We start from the raw sequence: 25,158 nt of genomic DNA on the forward strand, positions 1-25,158 counted from the left end.
GACCAGCTCCTTTGCCTGAGGGGACCTTGTCCGTCGTGTCAGTGCGATGACGCTGACGTAAACAAGTAAACGAACAATATCCCACACGCTGAGCCTCGGTCGATATCGGCTGGAAAAAGATCCATTGATGTCCGGCATACGCATCCGTTCCGTTCACTTTCTTCTGTACCAGGCCCGTTGGGCCGCCGCGGAGGCGGAGCCGGTGATTCCGCAGGGGTGCCCCACCGATTCGGCGGGGCCACCGGACAGGGGCAACTGCCCGGTGGAAAACGCGTACTCTCCATTCACTTCGCCTGCGGGCTGTCCACCTCCAGTGCGCCGACCAGGAGTTCGCGCAGGATAGCGGTTCCGTTGCGCGTCAGGACCGAAACCGGATGGAACTGCACGGAGGCATAGCCGGGTCCGCGGAGTCCGTGCACCTCACCGCTGCCGGGGTCGTGGCAGACCCGGATCGTGCCGCCGCGGAAGGGGCAGTCCAGGGTGGGTGCGGCCGAGCGCGCGGCGAAGGTGTTGTAGAAGCCGACCAGCTCCGGGCGGCCGAAGAAGTCGATCTTCTGCTGGGAGCCCTGGTTGGGCTTCGGCTTGCGGACGATGTCGAGCCCCAGCAGCGAACTGAGCACCTGGTGGCCGAGGCACACCGCGAGGAAGGGCGTGCCGGACTCCAGCAGCCGCAGCGACAGGTCCCGCAGGTGCGCGATCTTGGGGTCGCTGCGCTCCTGCGGGTCCCCCGGTCCCGGCCCGACGATCACGAAGTCCTGGTCGTCGAGCGTGTACGGCTCGTCGAAGCGGCGCACCGTCACGTCCAGGCCCAGCGACGCCAGGCAGTGCCGGGCCATCGAGGTGAAGGTGTCCTCCGCGTCGACCACGAGGAGCCGCCGGCCGGCCAGCCCGTCGGCGGGCCGGCCGCGGCCGTCGGGGTCGGCCAGCCAGAAGTCGGCCAGGGTGGCGTTGCGGGTCGCCAGCGCGGCCACCACGTCGGGGTGGGCGCCCAGCAGCGGTCCCGGCGGCGGCCCGGCGGCGTGCTGAGCCGCGGTGCGGGCGGGCTCGGGGTCGCTGCGCAGGGCGGACAGCAGGCCGGCCGCCTTCACCCAGGTCTCGGCGACCTCGGCCTGCGGGGAGGAGTGCCTGACCAGGGTGGCGCCGACGCCGATGGTGAGCGCGCCCGCCCGGTCGACCTCGGCGGTGCGGATGAGGATGGAGGAGTCCAGGACGGTGTCGCCGCCGCCGTCCCGGCCGATGAGGGCGGCCACCCCGCTGTAGTAGCCGCGGCCGTGGGGCTCGTACTTGTTGATGACCCGGCACGCGCTCTCCAGCGGGCTGCCGGTCACCGTCGGCGCGAACAGCGTCTCGTGGAGGATGTCGCGCACCCCGCGGCTGCTGGAGCCCTCGATGAGGTACTCGGTGTGCGCGAGGCGCTTCATCTCCTTGAGGTACGGGCCGCGCACCCGGCCGCCGCGGTCGCACACCCGGCCCATCATCTTGAGTTCCTCGTCGAGGACCATGAACAGCTCGTCGGACTCCTTGGTGTCGCGCAGGAAGCCCATCACCCCGTCGGGGTCGGCGCCGCCCTCGGGATAGCGGTACGTGCCGCTGATCGGGTTCATCGTCACGGCGCCGCCGTCCAGGCTCACGTGCCGTTCCGGGGTCGCGCCGATGAGGCACCGGTCGCCGGTGTGGATCAGGAACGTCCAGTAGGCGCCGGTCTCGCGCTGGAGCAGCCGGCGGAAGAAGGCCAGGGCCGTGGCCGCGGACCAGTCCGCCAGCTCCGCCCGGTAGCTGCGCCGGAAGACGAAGTTGGCGCCGGTCCCCCGGCCGATCTCGTCCTGGATGATCCGGCGGACCGTGCGGGCGTAGGACTCGTCGTCGATGTCGAAGCCGTGCTCGTCCATGCTGATCGGCAGGTCGGGGACGTGCTGGAGGACCTCCTGGCGGGACAGGCCGCACTGCTCCTCGATCGTGAGGGCGAGCAGCGGGGTGCCGTCGTCGGGGCAGGTGTAGCCGCGTTCGGCCAGCTGCCGGTAGGGCAGGACGGCCAGGACGCCGTGCTGGTTCGCGCCGGTGCCCTGCGGTATGGGGAGTTCGGCGAGCGAGGCGGGCTCGGACACCGTCCCCACCATCAGCTCCAGCCGGTCGGCGCCGGTGGCCTGCGGCCGGTGCAGCAGGGCGAACGGCGGCGGCTGGCCGCCCAGCACCTTCGCCAGGAGCGCGTGCGGTCTGCCGGGAAGCACCTCGCCGGCGCCCGGGTTCATGAGCGGCTCGCCTCCTCCAGCTGCTGGAGCACGGTGTCGGTGCGCAGCGCCATGCCGCACCGCGTCGCGACGTACTCGAGGGTCATGCGGTGGTCGGCCAGGGTGAAGTCGGCGACGGCGTCGGCCACGACGAACGTCTGGATGTCGTGGGCGTACGCCTCCCCGGTGGTCATCAGGATCCCGACGTGGGCGTACACCCCGCACACGATCAGCTGGTCGCGTCCGGTGTCCCGGAGCAGGTCAAGCAGGCTGGTGCGGAAGAAGGCGCTCGGCCGCCACTTGGTGAACACCGTGTCGTCCGCGGCCGGCGCCAGTTCGTCGACGACGGCGCGGTCCCGCGGCCCGGCGGTCATGCCGGGTCCCCAGAAGTCCTTGAGCAGTCCGCGCTGCTGCTCGGTCATGTCGCCCGGCTGGGCGGTGTAGGCGACCGGGATGCCGAGCCGGGCGCAGGTCTGCCGGAGCCGGACCGCGTTGCGGACCAGCGCGTCGACGGGCGACCGGCCGGCCGGGAAGGGCCGCAGGAAGTAGTACTGCATGTCGTGCACGAGCAGTGCGGCACGGGACGGATCGACCGACCACGAGGCCGTGTTGGCGGGCAGGTCGCCTTCTGCGGGCATCGGGTACGGCTCGATCGCGGGGATGGCCACAACCGACTCCTTTCCATGGCAGGGGTCACACGCCGAGCGTGGCCCCGCCGTCGACGGTGAGGTGGTGCATCGTGATGTGCGACGCCTCGTCGGACAGCAGAAACAGGACGGCGTCGGCGACGTCCTGGGGGCGGGCCACCTTCGCCAGCGGGATGCCCAGCCGGTACGCCCCTGGCACGCCCTCGATCGAGGAGCGGGCCGCGGACTCGGCGTCGTACAGCCCGGTCAGCATGGGGGTGTCGGTCGAGCCGGGCGCGACCACATTGCAGCGGATGCCGTAGGCGGCGGCCTCCAGGCCGAGGCACTTGGTGAACATGGACGAGGCGGCCTTGGACGCCGCGTAGGCGGCCATGTCCATCCGCGCGGTGCCCGCGGCGTTGGAGGCGATCGTGACCAGCGCGCCGCGCCGCCGCTGCTTCATCCGGCGCACGACGGCACGCGACATGTGGAAGACACCGGTCGTGTTGACGGCGAACACCGCCTGCCAGTCCTCGTCGGCGAAGCCGTCGATGGGACCGGAGCGCATCACCCCGGCCCCGTTGACGAGCCGGTCGACCGGGCCGAGCTGCTCCTCGACGGCCCCGACCACCGCTTCGACCTCCGCGCTGGAGGTGACGTCGACCGGGAAGGCCTCGGCCCGGTGGCCCGCCCCCCGCAGCTCCTTGGCCACCACCGCCAGCCGGTCGGCGTCCCGGTCAAGCAGCGCGACGGTGGCGCCGCGTACGGCCAGCGCCTCGGCCACCGCAACCCCGATGCCGCCTGCCGCGCCGGTCACCACCGCGATCGTGTCCTTCATCGGCGGAACTCCTCTCCCCTTGCGTCGTCGTGCGTCATCGGTCCTGGCCGCGCCACGCGGAGACCACGTCGAGCGCCTGCCAGGGGTTGAGCCGCGGGTCGCACAGGCTCGTGTACGCGCCGTCCAGCCGGTCGAGTCCCGCGGCGTCCGCCGCGCATTCGGTGACGGCGTCGGGCGTCGTCTCCAGGTGCAGGCCGCCCGCGACCCCGCCCGCGGCGGCGACGGCGTTCTGGAAGCCGACGACCTCCCGCACGATCGTGTCGACGAGCCGCGACTTGACGCCGCCCGGGGCGCTCACGGTGTTGCCGTGCATCGGGTCGGACAGCCAGCTGACCGGGTGTCCCGCGGCCCGCACGGCGGTCACCAGGCCCGGCAGCCGTTCGGTCACCGCCCCGGCGCCCATCCGCGCGATCAGGGTGAGCCTGCCGGGGACCCGCTCGGGGTCGAGCAGGTCGCACAGCCGCACCAGGTCGTCGGGGTCCGCGGTCGGTCCGACCTTGCAGGAGACGGGGTTGTCCACGGCGGCCAGCAGCCGGACGTGCGCCCCGTCGGCCTGGCGGGTGCGCTCGCCGATCCACGGCCAGTGCGTGGAGGTCAGCAGCAGCCGGCCCTCGTGGTTGCGGCGCATGAGCGGCAGTTCGTAGTCGAGGATGAGGGCCTCGTGGCTGGTCCATATCTGGGTGTCGGGCGCGGTCGCGGCGCCGGTGTCGCGAAGGCGCAGGGCGTCCACGGCGGTGGCCGCGGCGTCGTAGCACGCCACCATCCGCGAGGGCGCCGGGCGCCTGGCCGAGGCGTCGGGCTCGGGTCCGTTGACCATGTGCCCGCGGTAGACGGGCAGTTCGCGCCCGCCGACCCTTTCCACCGGCTGGGAGCGGGGTTTGGCGAACTGGCCGGCGATACGGCCGACCCGCAGGACGGGCGTGCCGGAGTGGTCGGCCATCACCTCGGCGAGTTCGTCCAGCAGCTCCGCCTTGCGGGCCACCGGTCCGGCCGCGCACTCCGCCGGGTCCTCCGCGCAGTCGCCGGCCTGGAGCACCTGGCACCGGCCCTGGGCGACCTCGGCCAGCAGGACGCGCAGCGTCGCCACCTCGTCCCCGGTGACCAGCGCGCGCCGGGTGGCGAGGAGTTCACGTACGGGTTCGAGTTGTGTGTCGTCGAGCCAGTCGGGCTGCTGCCGGGCGGGCAGCGCCCGCCATCGGCGCATCTCGTCGGAGGACAGGGCGGCGCCCTCGTCCTCGGCGAGCAGCAGGGCGGTGTTGTCGGCCATCGTGGCGCTACCTCCGTACAGGGCACGGGCAGGGGGAGTCAGGACGCGCGATCCGGTGTGACGCCATCAGACCCGGTGAGCTGCCGGGGCGGTCCCCTTCGTACGCAGCCGGGGGTTGTCGTCGAAGAGCGCGGTCAGCTCCTTGTCCGGGACGCCGAGCACACGGGCGGAGAAGGAGCGCAGGGCGCGCAGGTAGTCGTCCTGGAGGGCGGCCTCGTCCAGGTGCGGCGCGCGGCCGTTCTCCAGCAGGACCCGGCCCGCCACCAGCACGGTGTGCACGTCCGCCGTGCCGCCGAGGGTCAGATAGCCCTCCAGCGGGCGCGGGTTGAGCAGGTAGCGCCAGTCGTCGATCGGGACGAGCACCAGGTCGGCCTGCTTGCCGGGCTCCAGGCTGCCGACCTCGTCCTCCCAGCCCAGACCGCGCGCCGCGATCCGGGTGGACATCGCCAGCGCCTCGCTGGCGGGCAGGGCGGTGTGGTCGCCCGCGAGTTCGTTGTACATCTGCCAGGCGGCCCGCATCTCCTCGGCCATGCCCATCACCGGGAAGACGCCGCCGTCCGTCGACAGGGACACGTCCAGGCCGCGCCGCCTGAGTTCGGGGATCAGCCCGGTCTCGGTGAGCGTGGACTCGCCGGTGGGACCGTACTTGGCGGGCGAGTGGCTGATGTGGACCCCGGCGTCGAGCAGCATCTGCCGCTCGTCGGCGTCCACGAAGGCGCAGTGCACCGCCATGAGCCGGTCGTTGAGCAGCCCCAGCCGGTCCAGCCTGCGGATCGGCGTGGTGCCGAAGTGCGCGCGCACCGCCTCCGCCTCGTGCCGCAGGGCGCCGACATGGGTGGCGAACGGGACGTCGTGGTCGGCCGACAGGCGGGCGAGGCCGCGCCCGAGTTCGTCGCTCATGTTGGTGAGGTAGGGGGCGGTGGGCCAGGCGCGCAGCCGCCCGGTGGAGTCCGCCGCGCTCCGGTCCAGCAGCTGCTGGATCCGCTCCAGTTCGGTGTCGGCGTCGCGGGTCCGCTCGGGGGCGCCGCTGCCCGTTCCGCACAGCGCGTCCGCCACCCAGGCGCTCACCGCGCAGCGGATGCCCAGTGCCAGTGCCGCGTCGGCCAGCGCGTCGGAGCGGTTGACCGATCCGACGTCGCCCAGCGTGGTGGTGCCCGAGCGCAGCTGGGTCCACAGGGCGTAGCGGGCCACGGCCTGTGCCTCGTCGGGCAGCAGGGCGTCCACCAGGCGGCGGAATCCCTCGAAGCCGGCCGAGACCTTGGCGATGTCCCCGCCCAGGGCCATGAAGCCGGGCTCGTCGGTGCGGTCCTGCGCGGTGCGCAGGGCGCCCTTGAAGGGCAGCCGCACCGCGAACATGTCGTGCCAGTGGTTGTTCACGAAGCCCGGCATGACGAGCATGGATCCGGCGTCGAGCGTCCGCAGCCCCGCCCGCTGTTCCGGGGTGAGGGCGGCGACGGCCTGCGCCACTTCCTCGACCGGTCCCACGGCGGCGATCCGGTCGCCCACGACGAGGACGGACCCGGTGGGGTGCACCCGGGCCCCGGCGTCCGCGGTGTACAGGTGTCCGCCGCGGATGAGCAGCGCCGGCGGGCGCGCGGGCAGCCCCTCGTCGTCCAGCAGCGGGGACCCGCTCATGGCGTGGCCTCCCCGGACTCGGCCGCGACGGCGTTGAAGTGCCGCTGCCAGGCGTCGAGGGTGGGCTCGGCCGCCAGCTCGCGGAAGGACACCGGCAGCCCGTCCCGCCGCCAGCGGTTGACCAGCTGCATCATCTCCAGGGAACCGAGCCCCAGAAGGACGAGGTTGGCGTCCGGCGCGATCGCGTCGGGCTCGGTACCGATCTTGGCCGCGACGGCTTCGCGCAAGGCGGCGGACACCTCTACCGGTGTCTGCCCCGAGCCGTCCGCTGTGGTTTCCGTCATTGTCCTGCGTCCTTCGGCTTCCACGGGAGAGGGGTGGGCGGGACCGGCGACGTCGGCCGGTCCCGTGGCGGCGTACGGCGTCGTCACTCGTCCGCCGCCCGGATGCTGGCCGCCGCCTCGGCCGCGAGGGTCTTCTTGTCGACCTTGCCGAGTCCGGTCAGCGGGAGCTTCTCGACGATCTCCAGCCAGTCGGGGAGCTTGTAGTCGGCCAGGCCGTCCGCGTGCAGGGCCTCCTTCAGCTCCCGCAGGGTGGGCGGCGGGCCGTCCGCGACCACGTAGGCCCCGACCCGCTCGCCGAGGTAGGGGTCGGGCACCGGGACGACGGCGACCTCGGCCACCGACGGAAGGGCCTGGAGGTGTTCCTCCACCTCTCCGGCCGACACCTTGTCGCCGCCCCGGATGATCACGTCCTTGATGCGGCCCTCGATGGCCAGCGAGCCGTCCTCGGCCAGCCGCGCCACGTCGCCGCTGCGGTAGAAGCCGTCCTCGGTGAAGGCGCGGGCGTTGTGCTCCGGCGCCCGGTAGTAGCCCTGGAGGGTGTACGGGCCGCGGGCGAGCAGTTCGCCGGTGCTGCCCGTCGGCACGTCGCGGCCCTCGGGGTCGACGATCCGCACCTCGTCGTCGGGCGAGAGCGGCCGGCCCTGGGTGGTCAGCACGGTCTCCAGGGAGTCGGTGGCGCGGGTGAAGGTGAGCAGCCCCTCCGCCATCCCGAAGACCTGCTGCAGCCGGCACCCGAGCACCGGGGTGATGCGCTCGGCGACCGAGCGGTGCAGCCGGGCCCCGCCGATCTGCACGAGCTTCAGGCTCGACAGGTCGGCCTTGTTCCACTCGGCGGCCTCCAGCCACAGCTGGGCCACGGTCGGCACCAGCGAGGTGAAGGTGACGCCTTCGCGCTCGACGGTCTCGAAGCACTCGTCGGCGATGAGCGCGTCGGCCAGCACCACCGTGCCGCCGGAGCGCAGGGTCCCGACCACGCCCGGGCAGCCCCAGGCGAAGTTGAACTCGGCGGGCAGCACCGCGAGGTAGACGTCCTCGTGGCTCAGTTCGAGCAGTTCGGCTGCGGCCCTGGTCTGGTACGTGTAGTCGTCGTGGGTGCGGGGAATCAGTTTCGGCAGCGCGGTGGTGCCGCCGGACAGCAGGAAGAAGGCGACGTCGGACGGGTCGGGCGCGGGCAGCGGCAGCGGGTCGGCGTCGACCTCGTCCAGCGCGACGAGCAGCCCGGCGGGGGCGTCGGCCGCGGCGAGCGCCGCGCCGTCGAGGACGAAGACCTTGCGCAGGGTGTCGTGCCGGGCGGCGAGGTCGAGCGCCATCCGCGTGTGGTCGAAGCCCTGGTAGGTGCCCGGCACGACGTAGCCGGCGGCTCCGGAGAGCGCGCACAGGTGGCCGATCTCGTTGGCCCGGTGCGAGGCCAGCGAGAACACCGGCTTCGCGCCCATGCGGAAGAGGGCGAAGCAGACGATGACGAATTCGGGCACGTTCGGCAGCTGGACGACGACCCGGTCGCCGGCGGCGATGCCCTGCTGGACGAATCCCGCGGCCGTCCTGGCCACCCGCCGGTCGAGTTCGGCGTACGTCAGCCGGCGCCGTCCCTGCACCAGCGCGGTGCGCTCGCCGTGCGCCGCGGCGACGCCGGACAGCAGGTCCGCGAGGTTCTCACCCTGCCAGTGGCCCGCCGCCCGGTAGTGCCGCGCCCGCTCCTCGGGCCAGGGCGTGCATCCCTCAAGCATGGTCGCCCTCCCCCTCGGCGTAGCGGGATCCGGTGATCTCCACGATGGCGCAGCCCGCCTCCATGCCGGGCGAGGCCCCGATGACCATCACGTGGTCGCCGGCGCTCACCTGCCCGGTCTTCCACAGGTGTTCGAGGCCGGCGACCGGGTCGGCGGAGCCGAGGTGGCCGGTGGTACGGGTGAACTCCCAGATGCCGCGCTTGGCGTCGATGTCCAGCGGGTCCAGGAAGGAGGCGTGCAGGGGCAGCTGGGAGAAGCCGATGTGGGCGACCCGGGTGATGTCCGCCATGGTGAGGCCGGCCTCGGCCAGCGTCCGGTGGGCGGCGGCGGCGACCGTGTCGCCGAAGTTCCCCATGGGCGGCGGGACTCCCCTGGCCCACTCCTGGCGCCAGAACTCCCTGCGGTCCTCCAGGTTGAGGGTGCGTCCCACGGTGGGTCCCGGCGGGAACATCGGCTCCCCGCCGCGGTGCAGCTCCTCCATCGACGGGGTCGACACCGAGCCCACCGCCAGCACCCGCGCGAAGCCGGGCCTGCGGGAGACCACCGCCGCCGCGCCGGCGTCGCCGAGCAGGAAGAGCTTCGAGGCCCGCCAGCGGTCCACCAGCGGGGTGGAGAAGTTGTCGCCCGAGGTCAGCAGCACCGCCGGCTGCTCGGGCGCGGCCATGAGGCGGCAGGCGGCCAGCTCCAGGGCGGAGAGCATGCCCAGGCAGCCCTGCCGGACCTCGACGGCCGTCACGGGGCGGTCGATCGTGTGCCGCAGGACGTAGTGCTGGGCGGACCAGCCGTCGGGGCCCTGGAAGTGGACGCTGCTGTGCAGCAGCGCGCCGAAGTCCTCGGGCCGGTGCCCGGAGCGGGCCACCGCGGTCTTCGCGGCGGCCACCGCGAGGTCGGGTCCCGTGGTCTCGCCGGCGAAGGTGACCGACTCGATCCCGGCGTCCTCCCGGTCCTGCTCGTCGTACTTCCCCTCGGCGACGGCGCGCTCGGTCGTGTACAGCTCCGGCAGACAGGCCGCGATGCCCGCGAGGTGGATTCCGCTGACCTTCATGAGCGGGCACCTCCGGCCAGCGCTGTCGCGCCGACGGTCACCGGTTCGGCGGCCGGCACCAGGAAGCGCCCGACGCTGCCCAGCTTCTCGATGGTCTCCTCCAGCTCCCGCTCGGGCCGGGACTGCCCCACGATGCCCGCGCCGGCGCGCAGCCAGGTGCGGCCGTCCTGCCGGTAGACGCTGCGCAGCACCAGGGCCGCGTCCATGGAGCCCTCGTGGTCGACCGTGAGCACGGCGCCGCTGTAGAGCCCCCTGGCCTCGGTCTCGTTGCTGCGGATGCTGTCGTACGCGGCGTCCTTGGGCACCCCGGAGGCCGTGACGGCGGGGAACACCGCCTCGAAGGCGTCCCAGGCCCGGCGCCCGACGGCGAGCCGGCCGCCCACCCGGGAGGCCAGGTGCTGCACGCTGCCGCGCTCCTTGACGACCATGAACTCCTCGACGTCGACGCTGCCGGGCGCGCACACCCCGAGCAGTTCGTCGCAGGCGATCTTCACGGAGATCGCGTGCTCGTAGATCTCCTTGGGGTCGGCGAGGAGTTCGGCGCGCAGCCGGTCGTCCTCGGCCCGGTCGCCCGTCAGTGCCCGGGTCCCGGCCAGCGGCTGGCTGACCACCCGGCCGTCCGGCTCGACCTGGACGACGATCTCCGGGCTGAAGCCGGTCGCCTCGATGCCGCCGAGGTTGAGCAGGAAGGACCGCGCCGGGTTGTTGCCGCGCCGGCCGGCCAGGTACGTACCCACGAAGTCGACCTCGTGGTCGACCGGGACGACCCGCGAGAAGATCACCTTCTGCAGCCGGTGGTCGTTGATCGCGTCGACCGCGACCCCGACGGCCCGGCGGTAGTCGTCCGCGCCGGCCTTGCGCACGTCCACCGGGTTCGGCACCGACCGCGGCTCGGTGTGCTCGGCCGTCAGAACCTCGAGGGCGGCGCTCAAGGTGGCCTGGTCCGCGGAGCGCAGATACGCCTCGCCGCCCTCGATCCGCACCTCGGTGTGCGGGACGACCAGGTGCAGCAGCTGCTGGTCGCCGATGTGCCGGACGTCGCCGTCCTTGGCGTACGACAGCTCGAACGCCGCCCAGCCGTAGGCCCGCCAGTCCTTGACCTGGACGGTGTCGAGCAGGCTCTGCACCTGCTGGAGGGGACGGCCGTCCCAGGGCAGGTGCACCTCCTCCGGTTGTCGCAGCCGGGCGCCGGTGCGGTCCAGGGTGATCTCGGCGATCGAGCCGCCGGCGTAGGACCAGGTGCCACCGTTCTCGTAGACGACGTAGTCCGCGTACAGACCGGACGAAGCCAGGCAAGCAGCGGCGGACATGGGGTCGGAGGCCAGTCTCAGCCTCGTCTCGAAGTAGTGCCTGGGGGACTGATACATCGCGAACGTCCTCTTCTCAACAGCCGAAAGGGGAATGCGAAGCAGCGAGTTCGCCGCGGGCCGGCCCGCGGCCCCGCCGGGGCAGCACGGAGCCGCCGGACCGCCCGCGCCCGCCCGGTATGCGCTCCGGCGGGCGGCGGACGGGCGGCGGGCCGGTGGCCGTGCCGCCGATACGGCGCACGGCCACCGGGACCAGCACCGGGGACACCAGCCTCAGCTCGTCGGCCATGACGCGTACTGCCGCAGCCCGTAGAGCAACGGGGCCGGTGTGGTGTTCACATGGACGTCGCGCACCTCGGCGAAGACGACGACGTGGTCGCCGTGGGTGTGGTGCCGTACGACCACGCAGTTGGCGACCGCGTGGGCGTCGGAACTCAGGTGCGGCCCGGCCGCCGCCGGGGGGACGGACCACTCGACGCGGTCGAAGCGGTCCGGCGCGCCGGAGGCGAACAGTTCCGCGGTCGCCCGCGCCCCCTGGTGCAGGAGGTTCATGGCGAACTCACCGGCGCTGAGCACGGCGTTCAGGGTCGGACTGCCGTTGCGCAGGCACATCAGGAGTGTGGGCGGTTCCAGAGCGACGCTCGCCAGGGACGTACAGGTCATCCCCCAGGGACGGGACTCGGTGTCGAAAGCGGTGACGATCCCTACTCCGGTGGGAAAACCCGCCATCAGCTGCCGCATGCCGTCGGAACCCCGGGGACGCGCCTCATCGCCTACGGCCGCACTCGTTGCTCGGTCCATTGGCAGGAATCTCCGGGCTCTATTTGCCGTGCAGGGCACTCAGGACGTCATACGTGGACGGCAGTTCCTGAAGCTGTTCGGCCGCGCGGCGCGGTACGTCGGCGAACAGCGCCTCCGCGCCTGCGACCGACGCGGGCCGGTACTGCAGCGCGGGCAGGACGTGCTCGGGCAGATGGCCGAGGCCGGCGAACATGCACCAGTAGTTCGTGTTGTTCCAGAAGTTCTTGTTGGCCAGTTCGGAACTTCCGTGGAGCACCTGCTCGCCGGAGGAGTACGGGTTGACCGGCAGGCCCGCCCGGTACAGCTCGATCTTCTCGCGCAGGTCGTCACCGAGCGGCAGCTTCTTGTTCGCCCGCCAGAATTCGGTGTCGGTACGGGGCGCGAAGGCGAAGTGGGTCTGGATGAAGTCGATGGTGAAGTCGAACATGCTCTCCACCTCGCGGTTGAACCGGTCGATGAGCACCGGGTCGAACCGCTTGTCGGGGAAGTGCTTGGCGAGCTGGGCGATGGCGGTGTAGATGAAGTAGATGCCGGTCGACTCCAGCGGCTCCACGAAGCAGGAGGACAGGCCGATGGCGACGCAGTTGCGCACCCAGGCGCGGCGGTTGCGGCCGACCCGGAAGGACACCTGGTTCAGCGGTGTGTTCTCGGGGTCGAGGCCCCACATCGTGCAGAATTCACGCGTCGCGTCGTCGCGGGTGGTGAATTTGCTGGAGAAGACGTAGCCGGTGCCGAACCGGGTCAGCATCGGGATCTTCCAGGTCCAGCCGTTCGACATGGCGATCGCCGAGGTGAAGGGCTCGACACCGTTCGCCTCGTCGTCGTGCGGGATCGCGGTGGCCACCGCGCTGTCGCACAGCAGCTTGTCGCCCATGTCGATGAACGGCTCGGCCATCGCCTTGTTGATCAGCAGGCCGCGGAAGCCCGAGCAGTCGACGAACAGGTCGCCTTCCAGCAGCTCGTCGTCCTTGGTGCGCAGCGCCGTGATGAAGCCGCGCTCGTCCTGGATCACCTCGGCCATCTCGCCCTGGACGTGCCGCACCCCCTGCTTCTGGGTGGCGAACCGGCGCAGGTAGTCGGCGACCAGCGAGGCGTCGAAATGCCAGGCGTAGTCCATGGCCGGCGTCCCGTCCGCCTTCCACGGGCCCTTCTTGGCGTCGAGGATCGCGGTCTCGGGGAAGCACACGCGGTCGAACGCGCCGGGGTTGTCGCCGCGCTGCTGCTTGAGGTACCAGTACTGCGGCAGCGGGACCCCGTCGTGCTCCTTGAGGTGCGCGAAGTGGTGGTAGAAGTAGTCCGTCTCCCCGCCGAGCGGACGCGGATCGGCCACACCGTTGCCGGGCGTGCGCCAGTTCACGAACTTGATGCCCGCCTTGAAGCTGGCGTTACATTCCCGCATCCACTCGTGCTCCGGCACCCCCAGGAAATCGAAGAACGCGGAATGCAGGTTCGGGACCGTCGCTTCTCCGACACCGATACGGGGAATGGTCGGGGCTTCGAGGAGCGTGATTTCCACCTCCCCCTGCAGGGCTTTACCGAGGTACGACGCCGTCATCCAACCGGCCGTGCCCCCGCCGAGAATGACCAGACTCCTGATACGCCCGTCGCTCATGGCACTCCCCAAAAGGCATGTGATTCAGCCGGATGTCCACCCGGCTGTTCGCGCTCAGGCCTACATCTTGCGGACGGTTTCTATACCGATGCGGAAGGCAGCCATATCACGGCTATACCCCGCAGGTCAGTGCGACTTTTCCGGACCGCGGACGGGCCGGGACGGGCAGGGCCAGGCGTCCGCCCGGCCGCCGGTGGCGCACTCCACGGCGCCGCGCGCGAACGGGGCCGCGGCGGCCCGGCGGCCAGGGGCTGACCGCCGCCGGGACCCGGCCGCCGCCGCACCAGCCGGGAATTTGCCCGGCCGGCGGGTGGCACCGGCCCGCACCGGGTATTGATTTCTCCAAATCCGCATATGTGAAACACATAGGGACGCATGTGAAAATAATCTGTTGCGATGCGATCTCGTGCTGGTACCGTCGAGTTCGTTCCACAGATTCAGGCAGGGAGCTGGCGGGGATGATAGGCGCCGATTCTTCGGCGTATTCGTTTGCCTGGAGGGACGGGCTGTGCCACACCGAGCTGTGCCGCACATATGCCCCGGGAGTGGAGAATTCCCTCCCCTTGAATCAGCGGAGACCCGGCCGTGGGACCTTGCTGTCCCGGACCCGAAGCGCCGGCCAATTTCGCGCCCCTCGTTCTGATGTCACCAAACCGTTTCTGCTGATCCGGACCGTGAACACACAAGGGGGTACGGGTGGAATTCCGCGTTCTCGGACCAGTCGGAATACGTCAGGCGGGACGGGGCCTCACGCTGGTGGCGGAGAAGCCCAAGACGATACTCGCCACGCTGCTCCTGGCAGGCAACCGCGTCGTCTCCGACGCGCACCTGCGCGAGGTCACCTGGGGACCGACGCCGCCCGCCACCGTCAACCAGCAGCTCTACACGTACGTCTCGCGGCTGCGCACGCTGCTCTCCCCCGGCGCGGCGATCGTCCGCCACCGGCCGGGCTACCGGCTCGTGCTGACCGACGCGACCCTCGACCACGCCGAGTTCGACCGGCTGGCCGGCCTCGGCTACGACGCGCTCAAGGCGCGCCGCCACGCCGCCGCCGCCGAGCACCTGGCCGACGCGCTCGCCCTGTGGCGCGGCCCCGCGCTCGGCGGGGTGACCGAGCACCTGGCGCGGGTGGAACTCCCCCGGCTGGAGGAGGCGCGGATGGCCGCGCTGGAGGGCCGGATCGCCGCCGACCTCGCGCTCGGCCGCCACGACGCGCTCGTCTCCGAGCTGGTCGGCCTGGTGGAGGCCCACCCCATGCGCGAACGGCTGCGCGCCCAGCTGATGACCGTGCTCTACCGGGTCGGCCGGCAGGCCGACGCGCTGGCGGAGTACCAGCGCGGCCGGGAGATCCTCGCCGAGGAACTGGGTATCGACCCCAGCTCGGCGCTCAACGACGTCTTCCAGTCCATCCTGGCCGGCGACCCCGGGCTCACCGCTCCCGCCGCCCATCCCCCGGAGATCCGGGTCCAGGCCAGGCGGCAGGTGCGGCCGGCCATGCTGCCGCCGAGTGTCGCCGACTTCACCGGCCGCGAGCCCCAGCTGCGCGAACTGTCCGACCTGCTGTGCGGCGACCACACCGGGGCCGCGCCCGTCGTGGTGACCGGGACGGCGGGAGCGGGCAAGAGCGCGCTGGCCGTCCAGGCCGGACGGCTGTGCCTCGACGCCTTCCCCGACGGCCAGCTGTACGCGGACCTGGGCGGGCAGGGCCGGCCGCGCGACCCCTACGACGTACTGGAGTGGTTCCTCCAGGCGCTGTGCGAGCCGGGGACCCCGATCCCCGTGACGGTGGACGCGCGCACCCAGCTCTACCGCAGCGTGCTCGCCGAACGCCGGGTCCTGGTCGTACTGGACAACGCCCACTACGAACAGCAGGTCAGGCCGCTGCTTCCCGGTGCGGCCTGCAGCCGGGTGGTCGTCACCAGCCGGTCGCGCTTCACCGCTCTGGAGGGCGCGCGGTCGCTGGAGCTGGACGTCTTCGAACGGGTCGAGGCGCTCGCCCTGCTGCGCCGGGTGGTCGGCCCCGGCCGGGTCGCGCAGGAGCACCACGTGGCCGACGCGCTGGTCGACCGCTGCGGCCGGCTGCCGATCGCCGTACGGGTGGTGGCCGGGCGGCTGGCCGCCAAACCCCACTGGCCGCTGGCCGAGATGGCGCGCCGGCTGGCCGGCGGCGACCGGCGCCCGCTGGACGAGCTGAGCCTCGCCGACATCGACGTGCGGTCCTCGCTGCGCTCCAGCTATCTGCGCCTGACGGCCGGTGCCAGGACGGCACTGTGCCGGCTCTCGCTGCTGCACACCGCGGAGCTGCCCATCTGGCTGGCGGCCGTCGTGCTGGACACCGACGAGCCCAGGGCCGAGGACCTGCTGGAAACCCTGGTCGACGCCCGGCTACTGGAGGTGCGCGGCACGGATCGTACGGGGCGGCTGCGCTTTCGGATGCCCCCGGTGATCCGGCTGTTCGCCCACGAGTGCGCGGAGGCGGAGAGCACTGCCGCGGAACGCCGCTCGACGGTCGACCGGGCGCTCACCGCGTGGCTGCTGCGGGCCCGCGCCGCGGCCCGCGCGCTGGCCGACGGGCGCCAAGTGGCCTCGGGCGGCGAGCTGTTCTGGTTCGAGTCCGAGATGAACGGGCTCGTCGCGGCGTTCCGCCAGGCCGACGCCGACGGGCACGACAGCACGGCGCGCTCCCTGGCCCGTACGCTGACGGAGCTTCGTATGCTCAGCGGCGCGGCCGACACCCGTACGCCCGCCGCCCGCCACCGGCCGGCCCTGCCCCACGCCCTGACCCGGGTCTGACCGGGCTGCGACCAGGTCCGGTGCGGCGGCCGGATCACGGACGACTGCCGATCGCGAACGCGTTGGTGCCCCGGCGCTGCGGCCTCCTGCGGCCTGCAGCACCGGGGCGGCGCGGTCGGCGACGGTGAGCACCGGGGGAAGGATCACCGGAGGCACCGACCGCGAGTCCCACAAGGGCCACTACACCGTGGCGTCGGCCCCGGCCTCCTGCCCGCGGGCGTTTCCGCCGCTCTGCTGCGGCGGCTTCTCGGCGCCGCCGGTCGTCGGGATACGGACCATCGCGAAGGCGAGGACCGCGGCCACGGCGGCGAGCACGGCCGAGACGCCGAGCATGAGGTTCAGACCGGACGAGAACGAGTCGCGCACCAGGTGCTGCATCCCGGCGCGTGCGCTCGCCGACGAATGCGCGAGGAACGACTGCGCCTGCCCGCCGCTGAGCGCGACGGCCACCTCGTGCGGGTTCGGGACACTGCCGTCCTTCTTGAGCACGTGCTCGATCCGCGACTGGAAGATCACGCCGAAGACCGCGATGCCCAGTGCGAAGCCCAGCTGCCGGAAGGTGTTGACCGCGCCGCCGGCCATGCCGCCGCGCTCGGGCGGCACCGAGGCCAGCGCCGCCGCCGACAGGCTCGGGGTCACCAGGCCGACACCCATGCCGGACACGACCAGTCCCGCCACGATGCTGTTGCCGGACGATCCCGCGTCGAGCATGGTCTGCAGCCCGGAGCCGATGGCGATGAGCGCCAGACCCGCCGCCATGGAGGTGCGGGCCGGCCAGGGGCCGAGACGGCCGGCCAGCGCCGAGACGACGAAGGCGGCACCGCACATCGGCAGGATGTACAGACCCGCCTTGACGGGCCCGTAGCCCAGCACGGACTGCATCCACAGCGACTCGAACAGCAGGTAGGCGAACGCGGCGCCCTGCAGGATCAAGGCACTGACCATGATCCCGGTGAAGGACGGCCGGCGGAAGAGCGACAGGTCGAGTACCGGGTTCTCGTGCCGCTTCTCGACCCAGAGGAAGAGGGCCAGGGCGACCACGGCGACGGCGAACATGACCAGCGTGAGGGTCGCGCCCCAGCCGTCGGAGTGGGCGCGGATCAGCGCGAAGGTGAGCGAGCCGCTCGCCACGGTGAAGGTGACGGTGCCGAAGACGTCCGCGCGTTTCCCGTCGTTGGTCTTGGCCTCGCGCACCACGCGGAGCGTCATCACGACGGCGACCAGGCAGACCGGCAGGTTGACGAAGAAGATCCACCGCCAGTTCAGGTACTCGGTGAGCAGGCCGCCGACCACCGGGCCCGCCGCCGCAGCGATCGCGTTGATGGCACCCCACACGGCGAACGCCACACCGCGGTCACGACCGCTGTAGTGCATGCCCAGCAGGGCGATGGTCGTACCGAACATGCCCGCGGCGCCCAGCCCCTGGACCGCCCGGGCGGCGATCAGCACACCGGGGTTCGGGGCGACACCGCACACCAGCGAGGCCGCGGTGAAGATGACCAGTCCGTACAGGTACACCTTCTTGCGGCCGACGCGGTCGGCGGAGGAGCCCACGCCGAGCAGCAGGGCCGCCAGTGCCAGGGCATAGATGTCGACGACCCACTCCAGGTTGGGGAGCGTGGTGTCGAAATCCTCCGCCATGTCCGGCAGCGCCACCGTCACGATCGTGACGTCCACCAGGAGCATGAAGGTGCCCAGGCAGATCGCTGCCAAGGGCCACCACTTACGCATAACCGGATCCCTTCCCCAGTCCACGGGCCCATGCGGCCCGTTCGACGTGCCCACCTTCGGCGCCCGGCGCACCACTGACTACGTACCCCGGCGGATGTGGCGGAAATCGACACGCAGCCTCCTAGCGTGAAGGAAACAGCGGAGTGCGCGGCGGAACGAGACGGCCTGCCCGTTTCACCGACTGCAGCACCGGTGCGCTCTCCACATGGCTGACGGTCTTCAGCGCGCCTATCCGCGTACTCATGTAGTCGTAGAAGGCGTCGATGTCCCTGCACACCACGATCGCCACCAGGTTCGACTGCCCGGAGGTGGCCGCCGCGAACACCACTTCGGGGTGGTGGGACAGCTCTTCCGCGACGCTCACCAGTTCCGCCGGCGGCACCGTGAGCCAGAGCATGATCTCGGCCTCGTAGCCCAGCAGTGCCGAGTCGATCTCGACGTCGAAGAACAGCGCCCGCATCTGGCGCAGGTGCTCCAGCCGGCGCCTGACGGTCGACTCGGACCACCCCGTCGCGACGGACAGCTCGGAGTAGCCGGCCCGGCCGTCCGAGGCGAGCGCCGCGAACAGTTCGCTGTCGCCGTCGCGCATCTCGACCCGCACGCCCCGGGCCGGCGGGTCCGGCAACCGGGGCCTGAGCCGCTCGGCCTGTTCCTCGGTCAGGGAGTGGGTCTTGCCGTACGAGCCGGTGGGTCCGCCGAAGAAGGTGTGCAGTATGTAGTGCGCGGAGATGTCGACGACCCGGGGAGTGCGCGGGAGCTTCTGCAGCAGCAGCGACGCGCCGTCCGCGCGGTGCGGGGCCCGCGTGAGGCAGACGATCTCGGTGCCGCCCGCGGTCAGGCTCACCCAGGACGTGTCACCGCGCCGCGCCAGCGCGCCGGCGACGCTGCCGGCGGTGTCCGGTGTGCAGCGCACCCGCACCAGCCATTCGATGTGCCCGAAGCGGGCCGCGTCGGGCAGTCCCAGCACCCGCATCGCCCCTGAGCCGCGCAGCCTGCGGTAGCGCCGGGCCACGGTCTGGTCGGACACGCCGAGGACCTCGGCCACGTACTTCAGGGGTGCCCGCCCGTCGAGCTGCAGGGCGTGCACGAGGCGGCGGTCCAACTCGTCCAGAGGGTTGAATTCCATCTGCGGAAGGCTAGTTGATGTCGCCATCAGGCACGAGGGGCACGTTGAGTGGCGCCTTCCGGCAGAACTGCCGAACATCGCAGGGCACGTGGCACCCATGTGGCGCGGTGGCCCTGGGACACCCGCCGCAGTGGCCGATGACGCGCGAAGGGACACGCTTATGGACACCGTGCACATCACCAGCGGTCGGGAGGTTCCGGTACCGACCCTCCCGGCAGGTGTCGGCCTCACGGCACTGTGCACGGCCGGGGAGCGGGGAACGGAGAGCCGCCGCCCCGACCGGCTCTTCGAGGACCGCGTCGCGCAGCTGCTGACGGAGGTCATCGGCGAATCGCCGCGTACGGCCGGACTGCCGGGCGGTCGCCTGCTGCGGGGCCGGGCGTTCATGCGGGACGTCGTCGCGCTGCGCACCCGCTTCTTCGACGACGAGCTGCGCGTCGCGTCCGCGTACTGCCGTCAAGTGGTGCTGCTGGGCTCGGGCCTGGACTCCCGGGCCTTCCGCCTCGACTGGGCCCCGGGCACCGAGGTGTACGAACTCGACCGCGGCGACGTCCTGCGGTTCAAGCACAGCATTCTGGCCAGGGCCGGCGAGCAGCCCCGCTGCGCGCGCGTGGCGGTGAGCGCGGACCTGCGCGGCGACTGGCCCGGGGCGCTGCGGGCGGCCGGCTTCAATCCGTGGCGCCCCACGGCCTGGTGCGTCGAGGAGCTGCTGCCGTACCTGAGCCGCGCCGAGAACGACCGGTTGCTGAGCTCGATCACGGCGATGTCCGCCGCGGGCAGCCACCTGGTGGCGGACCACTTCGACACCGCCCTCCAGCGTTCGGTGAGCTTCTCCGCAACGGCCAGGGTGCTGCGCGCGGTCGGTGCCGCCTGGCGTTCCACGCTGGAGGCGCCGGACGGCTGGCTCGCCCCGTACGGCTGGTCGTGCGCTCTGACCGACCCGGCGGAACTGGCCCACCGCAGCGGGCGGGCCGTTCCGGGCCTGTGCGGTCCGCGCACCGGGGGCGACGGGCACATGTGGCTGATCAGCGCGGCCCGCTGACCGCCCCGGTCCTCGCACGCGGGGCCGCGCCGCCGGCAGCGCGGCGCCCGCTCAGCGCGCGGGTTTGTACTCCAGCTCCGGCGCGTCGAACTCGGCGAAGGCGCCCAGCTGTTCACCGCTCGCCAGCGTGGCGCGGGCGACCACGAGGCCGGCCTTCGCGCTGTGCACGGTGTCCCTGGGCCCCCGCGAGCGGCGCTCCACCCGGATCCGCTCCCCCAGGTGCCGCACACCGACCCGGGCCAGCGGGACGCCGTCGACCGTGACGCCGAGCGACTCCAGCGGGTGCGGGGAGTCGCTGGTGACGGTGAGGACCAGGTGCTCGCCGTCGTAGTCGTCCACCCGCACGCGCAGTTGTGCCGCCGACCCCGCTTCGGCCGGCGGCAGCCGCGGCGCCACCGGCTGCACCAGCCGTTCGGCCGCGCCGATCGGGGCGTGCGGGGGCTGCACGCGGTGGGCGGTGGCCTGCTCGTAGGCGTACGCCGCCTGGAGCAGGACGCTGTCGCTGTACGCCCGGCCCGCGAAGGTGATGCCGACCGGCATCCCGATGTCCCCGGTCACACCCATCGACACCTGGGCGGCGGGGATGCCCAGCGCGCGCAGGCCCCAGCCGCCCTGCGAGAAGGCGGCGCCCGGCGCCCAGGCGGCCAGCGAACCGGAGAGCGAGACGTCCGCGTCGGCCGGCGCCACGTCGGAGTTGGCAGGGAAGGCGAGCAGGTCGATCCCGTTGCCGTCCATCCAGTCGTCCAGCAGTTCCTTGCGGAAGCGCTCCAGGCCCTCCATGGCCTGCCGCAGCCCCGGCACGTCGAGCACGGGCGTGCTGCCGCCGGCGGCGTCCTCGGTCACCAGGTCGTAGCCGACCCGCGGGAAGGGGTTGACCACCGGGTCGGCCCCGTAGAACTCGTCGGGGAAGATCGCGGCGGTGTCCACCCCCTCCAGCGCCGGCAGGGCCGGATCGCCGTTGAGCCGGAGGAATTCGTCCCAGCCGGCCCCGGCGAGCAGCGAGATCTCGGTACCCGCGAACTCCGGGCCCCAGTAGCCGCGGTCCGCCATGTCCCGCGCTGCGGCCTTGAGCTTGTCGAAGTCGTAGAAGGCCGGCACATCGACGTCCACGACCGTCGCCCCCAGCCGCCGCAGGTCCTCCTCGGCACGCTCCCACAGCTCCCTGATCGAGGCGCGCAGCCGCACCGGTCGGTCGATCGAGGTGTCGCGGCCGGTGAAGACGCGCGGCACACCGATGACCTTGCCGCGCAGGAATCCGGGGTCCATGAGGTCGCCGTAGCGCTCGGGGCGGACGGTGCTCACCGGCGGCAGCCCGACCCACGGCTGGGCGCGCCACAGGTCGCCCGCCGTGTCCGGGTCGTCCTGGACCAGCACGTCGAGCAGGGTGAGCAGGTCCTCCATCCGGCGGGCGAGCGGTGCGACGACGTCCCGCAGGGCCAGCAGCGGCCAGTTGCCCCGTACCGAGATCAGGCCGCGCGAGGGGGTGTACGTCGCCACCCCGTTGTTGGACGCGGGGGAACGGCCGGAGGACACCGTCTCCTCGCCCAGGCTGAACGTGCACAGCGCCGCGGAGACGGCCACGCCGGAGCCGCTGGAGGACCCCGACATCCACGCGGCCGGCATGTAGCCGGGGTTGAAGGGGCTGGCCGGGCGGCCGTGGACGCCCTTCTGCATGCCGCCCGCCGCCATCGGGGGCATCGTGGTCCTGCCGATCAGCACCGCACCGGCCCGGCGCAGCAGGGACACGGCGGCGGAGTCCTCCCGGGCCACCAGGTTCCTGAACGCGGGTGAGCCGGCCGCCACGGTCATGCCGGCGACCTTGTAGCTGTCCTTCACCGTGAAGGGGATGCCGTGCAGGGGGCCGCGGACCTCGCCGCGGGCGCGGGCCAGGTCGGCGGCCCTGGCCTCGGCGAACATGCCGGGATTGAGCACCGGGACGCTGTTGAGCGTGGTGTTCGCCCGGTCGTACGCGGCGATGCGGTCGGCGAACATCGCCACCAGCTCGACGCTGGTGACGACGCCGTCGGCCAGGGCGGCGCCGAGCTGGGCGATCGAGGAGTCGGGGGAAAGCGTGCTGGACATGGGTTCTCTTTCCTCGCCCGCGCTCAGACCTGGTTGAGGCCGCCGTCGACGAACAGCTCCGCCCCGGTGGTGAAGGAGCTCTCGTCCGAGGCCAGGAAGACCGCCGCCGCGGCGACCTCCTCGGCCCGGCCGATCCGGCCGAGCGGAATCGTGGGCGCGAGGGCCTCCTCCAGCGCCCGGCCGGCCTGCCCCGACAGGCTGCGGATGCCGGGGGTGTCGATCGGTCCCGGGCTGATGGCGTTGACCCGGATGCCGCGCCCGGCCAGCTCGGCGGCCCAGGTGCGCACGAAGCTGCGGCCGACGGCCTTGGTGGCGCTGTAGGCGGTCATCCCCTTGACGCCCATCGAGGCGTTGGTGGAGGAGAGCACGATCACCGAGGCGCCCTTCGACAGCAGCGGCAGCGCCTTCTGGACGGTGAAGAGCGTTCCCTTGACGTTGACGTCGAAGGTCTTGTCGTAGTGCTCCTCGGTGATCTCCCACAGCCGGGCCAGCTCACCGAAGCCCGCGTTGGCCACGACGATGTCCAGCCGTCCGCTGCGCTCCTTGACCGCCGCGAAGAGCCGGTCGAGGTCGTCCAGGTCCGACACGTCGCTCAGGACGCCGATGGCGCCGTCACCGACGACCTCCAGGGCCGCGTCCAGCTCGGCCTTGCGCCGGCCGGTGAAGTAGACGGTGGCGCCCTCGGCGGCGTACCGCTGCGCGATCGCCAGACCGATACCGGTCGAGCCACCGGTCACCAGGGCGACCTTCTCATCCAGCTGTCCCATGATCTCCACTTCCATGAAAGAGCGGTCCTGTTCACATCCGAGGGCGGTCGGGACCGCCGCTCAGAACGCGCTGGCGCGGGCGTCCCGCCAGCCGCCGCCTCCGGCCGAGGGCCGTGCCTGCGGCATGGCCGATCCCAGCTGGAGCAGCCGGTTGAGTGCCTCCTGGCGGCGGGCCAGCGGTTCGCGCTCCGCGCACTCGGCGGCATAGATGCCGATGAGGCTGTGGAAGCGGTAGCGGTGGCCCGGTTCCTCCTCCAGCAGGTGGTTGGCGGCCAGCAGCGAGAGCAGCCGGCGGGTGGTGTCCCAGTCCGTCTCGGCGAGCGCGGCGGCGATCCGTACGGTGAACGGACCGCTGTACAGGCCCAGATGACGGAACATCCGCGCCGCGTCGGCGGGCAGCGCCTGGTACGAGCCCTCGAAGACGCTGCGCATGCTGGCCGCCGCGTCGTCCTTGACCGTGAGCCGGTCGAGCCGGCCGTGCTCGGCCGCGTACTGCTCGACCAGCGCGGTCAGCGGCACACTCGGGTTGGCCGCCAGCCCGTCGGCGACGATGCGCAGCGCCAGCGGCAGTCCCCCGCACAGCGCCACCAGGCACGCGGTCGCCTTCCGCTGGCCCTCCAGCCGTCCGCCGCTCAGCCCGGCGAGCAGATGCGCCGACTCCTCGTCGGCCAGCGGCCCGATGGTGACCAGGTGGGCGCCGTCGCGTGCCGCGAGGCCGCTGAAACGCTGCCGGCTGGTCGCCAGGACGCAGGACGAGCCGCGCGGGATGAGCGGCCGCAACTGGTCGGCGCTGGGGGCGTCGTCAAGCACCACCAGCATCCGCTGGCCGTGCAGCAGGCTGCGGTAGAGGGTGGCGCGGGCGGCCAGGCCCGGAGGTATGCGCGACGCGTCGACCCCCAGGCTGCCCAGGAGCTGGCCCAGCGCGTCGGCGGCGCTCACCGGCCGGCCCTGCAGTCCGGTGCCGCGCAGGTCCACGTACAGCTGGCCGTCGGGGAAGCGGTCGATGAGCCGGTGCGCCAGCTCCAGCACGAACGCCGACTTGCCGACCCCGGCCGGGCCGTCGACCACCGCGACGGGGGTCGTCGCGCCGTACCGCGAACTCTCGTCGTTCAGTACCTTCTCCAGCTGCGCCAGTTCCTTGGCGCGGCCCACGAACCCGCGTGCCAGGGGCGGCAGTTGCACGGGCTTGGGCGCGCCGCGGAAGGCGGACTCACGGCCCGAGAGCAGCACGGGCGCCGGGTCCGTGCCGGGCGAGCGCAGCTCCGGATGCCCGGACAGGATCTGCTGGTAGAGATTGCGCAGGTCGGCGCCCGGCTCGATGCCCAGCTCGCTGCTCAGCAGCTGCCGGGTCTCCTCGTACATCCGCAGCGCGTGGGCCTGCCGTCCGCTGCGGTAGAGCGCCAGGATGAGCAGCCAGCGCAGCTTCTCGCGCAGCGGCTCCTCGGAGACCGCGCCGGTCAGCTCGGTGACCATCTCGGCGTGCCGCCCGGCCGCCAGCATGTCGGCGGCCCACTCCTCCACGGCCGTCAGCCGCAGATCGCGCAGCCGGGTGCGCTCCATCGCGGCGAAGGGCCCGGGGATGCCGGAGTACGCCTCGCCGTGCCACAGCGACAGGGCCTGCTCGTACAGCCGCAGGGTCGCGTCGGCGTTGCCCTCGCCGCGCGACCTACGCGCGTCACCATGGCTCCGCACGAAGAGGGTCGCGTCGACGTCCACCGGGTCCAGCCGCAGGCAGTAGCCGCCGGACTCCGAGGTCAGCACCGCGCCGGCCGCCCGCCTGCTGCGCCCGGGCTCCAGCGCCCGGCGCAGCCCGCCGACATAGGTGTGCACGCCGTTGGCGGCGGTCTGCGGCACATCGCTGCCCCACAGTGCGTCCACGATGTTCTCGACGCCCACGACATCGTTGGCACGGCTGGCGAGCAGGCCCAGCACCGCCCGCTGCTTGGGCGGCCCGAGCGCGACCTCGGCCCCGTGCCGCCAGGCGCGTACCGGTCCTAAGAGCTGTATGCGCAGGGGTGCTCCCGTGGTGACCATCGGTCACTCGCCTCCTGAAAGTGGTGATCCGTCCCTTCCCGTACCGGCTGCTCGGCATCAGCAGAGCAGGCGGTCGTGGTCCGCTGCCGCGCCGGCGTTGCCGGCCGGGTCGGCGGCACTGTTCGCTTTCCGGTAGGTCCGAATACGTCGGGATGCGAGCAGAACGTCAGCCGCTATTCCGCCGGAAATGGACCTGCCACCGGCTTCCTCATA

General features: G+C 72.3%; 19 protein-coding genes. 2 read left to right on the top strand and 17 right to left on the bottom strand.

Annotated elements, in window-relative coordinates:
- Positions 1 to 284: 284 nt before the first annotated feature.
- From OHA86_RS02875 to OHA86_RS02930, 12 genes are all read right to left on the bottom strand, one after another.
- Entirely contained in the window at positions 285 to 2,249 is a 1,965-nt protein-coding gene (locus OHA86_RS02875) for an anthranilate synthase family protein (RefSeq protein ID WP_329172180.1), read from the bottom strand.
- Complete coding sequence (locus OHA86_RS02880; protein WP_329172181.1) at positions 2,246 to 2,896, bottom strand: isochorismatase family protein; 651 nt, start codon at positions 2,894 to 2,896, stop codon at positions 2,246 to 2,248. The genes OHA86_RS02875 and OHA86_RS02880 overlap by 4 nt, the downstream gene beginning before the upstream one ends.
- A gap of 25 nt (positions 2,897 to 2,921) precedes the next feature.
- Complete coding sequence (locus OHA86_RS02885; RefSeq protein WP_329172183.1) at positions 2,922 to 3,692, bottom strand: 2,3-dihydro-2,3-dihydroxybenzoate dehydrogenase; 771 nt, start codon at positions 3,690 to 3,692, stop codon at positions 2,922 to 2,924.
- 34 nt (positions 3,693 to 3,726) lie between these two features.
- Positions 3,727 to 4,959: a 3-deoxy-7-phosphoheptulonate synthase gene (locus OHA86_RS02890; RefSeq protein WP_443071618.1), complete on the bottom strand. Its 1,233-nt coding sequence runs from the start codon at positions 4,957 to 4,959 to the stop codon at positions 3,727 to 3,729.
- A gap of 66 nt (positions 4,960 to 5,025) precedes the next feature.
- The gene (locus tag OHA86_RS02895; protein WP_329172185.1) at positions 5,026 to 6,594 is read right to left on the bottom strand and encodes an amidohydrolase family protein; all 1,569 of its coding nucleotides are present in this window, start codon (positions 6,592 to 6,594) and stop codon (positions 5,026 to 5,028) included.
- The gene (locus OHA86_RS02900) at positions 6,591 to 6,878 is read right to left on the bottom strand and encodes a phosphopantetheine-binding protein (protein ID WP_329172187.1); all 288 of its coding nucleotides are present in this window, start codon (positions 6,876 to 6,878) and stop codon (positions 6,591 to 6,593) included. Before OHA86_RS02900 ends, OHA86_RS02895 begins: the two co-directional genes overlap by 4 nt.
- A gap of 83 nt (positions 6,879 to 6,961) precedes the next feature.
- On the bottom strand, positions 6,962 to 8,605 hold the full coding sequence (locus OHA86_RS02905) for a (2,3-dihydroxybenzoyl)adenylate synthase (RefSeq protein ID WP_329172189.1): 1,644 nt from the start codon (positions 8,603 to 8,605) through the stop codon (positions 6,962 to 6,964).
- Complete coding sequence (locus tag OHA86_RS02910; protein WP_329172190.1) at positions 8,598 to 9,650, bottom strand: ketoacyl-ACP synthase III family protein; 1,053 nt, start codon at positions 9,648 to 9,650, stop codon at positions 8,598 to 8,600. The genes OHA86_RS02905 and OHA86_RS02910 overlap by 8 nt, the downstream gene beginning before the upstream one ends.
- Entirely contained in the window at positions 9,647 to 11,017 is a 1,371-nt protein-coding gene (locus tag OHA86_RS02915) for a salicylate synthase (RefSeq protein WP_329172192.1), read from the bottom strand. Before OHA86_RS02915 ends, OHA86_RS02910 begins: the two co-directional genes overlap by 4 nt.
- Positions 11,018 to 11,033: 16 nt before the next feature.
- Positions 11,034 to 11,246: a hypothetical protein gene (locus OHA86_RS02920; protein ID WP_329172194.1), complete on the bottom strand. Its 213-nt coding sequence runs from the start codon at positions 11,244 to 11,246 to the stop codon at positions 11,034 to 11,036.
- Complete coding sequence (locus OHA86_RS02925) at positions 11,231 to 11,698, bottom strand: flavin reductase family protein (RefSeq protein WP_329172196.1); 468 nt, start codon at positions 11,696 to 11,698, stop codon at positions 11,231 to 11,233. The genes OHA86_RS02920 and OHA86_RS02925 overlap by 16 nt, the downstream gene beginning before the upstream one ends.
- 79 nt (positions 11,699 to 11,777) lie before the next feature.
- Complete coding sequence (locus OHA86_RS02930) at positions 11,778 to 13,370, bottom strand: tryptophan halogenase family protein (protein ID WP_329172198.1); 1,593 nt, start codon at positions 13,368 to 13,370, stop codon at positions 11,778 to 11,780.
- Between the two features lie 756 nt (positions 13,371 to 14,126).
- On the opposite strand from OHA86_RS02930, the gene OHA86_RS02935 reads away from it, so the two are divergent.
- On the top strand, positions 14,127 to 16,163 hold the full coding sequence (locus tag OHA86_RS02935; RefSeq protein WP_329172199.1) for an AfsR/SARP family transcriptional regulator: 2,037 nt from the start codon (positions 14,127 to 14,129) through the stop codon (positions 16,161 to 16,163).
- Positions 16,164 to 16,343: 180 nt separating this feature from the next.
- Here OHA86_RS02935 and OHA86_RS02940 read toward each other — a convergent pair whose 3' ends face one another.
- On the bottom strand, positions 16,344 to 17,894 hold the full coding sequence (locus tag OHA86_RS02940; protein ID WP_329172200.1) for an MFS transporter: 1,551 nt from the start codon (positions 17,892 to 17,894) through the stop codon (positions 16,344 to 16,346).
- A 121-nt stretch (positions 17,895 to 18,015) separates the two neighbouring features.
- Positions 18,016 to 19,020, bottom strand: coding sequence for an Lrp/AsnC family transcriptional regulator (locus OHA86_RS02945; RefSeq protein ID WP_329172202.1), 1,005 nt, complete (start codon positions 19,018 to 19,020; stop codon positions 18,016 to 18,018).
- A 160-nt stretch (positions 19,021 to 19,180) separates the two neighbouring features.
- Here OHA86_RS02945 and OHA86_RS02950 point away from each other — a divergent pair, with 160 nt between their 5' ends.
- Complete coding sequence (locus OHA86_RS02950; protein WP_329172203.1) at positions 19,181 to 20,062, top strand: SAM-dependent methyltransferase; 882 nt, start codon at positions 19,181 to 19,183, stop codon at positions 20,060 to 20,062.
- 51 nt (positions 20,063 to 20,113) lie between these two features.
- Here the strand turns inward: OHA86_RS02950 and OHA86_RS02955 are convergent, their stop codons facing one another.
- The 3 genes from OHA86_RS02955 to OHA86_RS02965 are packed head-to-tail and all read right to left on the bottom strand — an operon-like array spanning position 20,114 to position 24,945.
- Positions 20,114 to 22,144 (bottom strand): amidase, encoded by a 2,031-nt coding sequence (locus OHA86_RS02955; protein WP_329172205.1) that lies wholly within the window; start codon positions 22,142 to 22,144, stop codon positions 20,114 to 20,116.
- A gap of 23 nt (positions 22,145 to 22,167) precedes the next feature.
- Complete coding sequence (locus OHA86_RS02960) at positions 22,168 to 22,911, bottom strand: SDR family NAD(P)-dependent oxidoreductase (protein WP_329172208.1); 744 nt, start codon at positions 22,909 to 22,911, stop codon at positions 22,168 to 22,170.
- 60 nt (positions 22,912 to 22,971) lie between these two features.
- Positions 22,972 to 24,945, bottom strand: coding sequence for an AfsR/SARP family transcriptional regulator (locus OHA86_RS02965; RefSeq protein ID WP_329172210.1), 1,974 nt, complete (start codon positions 24,943 to 24,945; stop codon positions 22,972 to 22,974).
- Positions 24,946 to 25,158: the final 213 nt, after the last annotated feature.

Origin of the sequence: Streptomyces sp. NBC_01477 (assembly GCF_036227245.1) — a bacterium.
Lineage (GTDB): Bacteria > Actinomycetota > Actinomycetes > Streptomycetales > Streptomycetaceae > Actinacidiphila.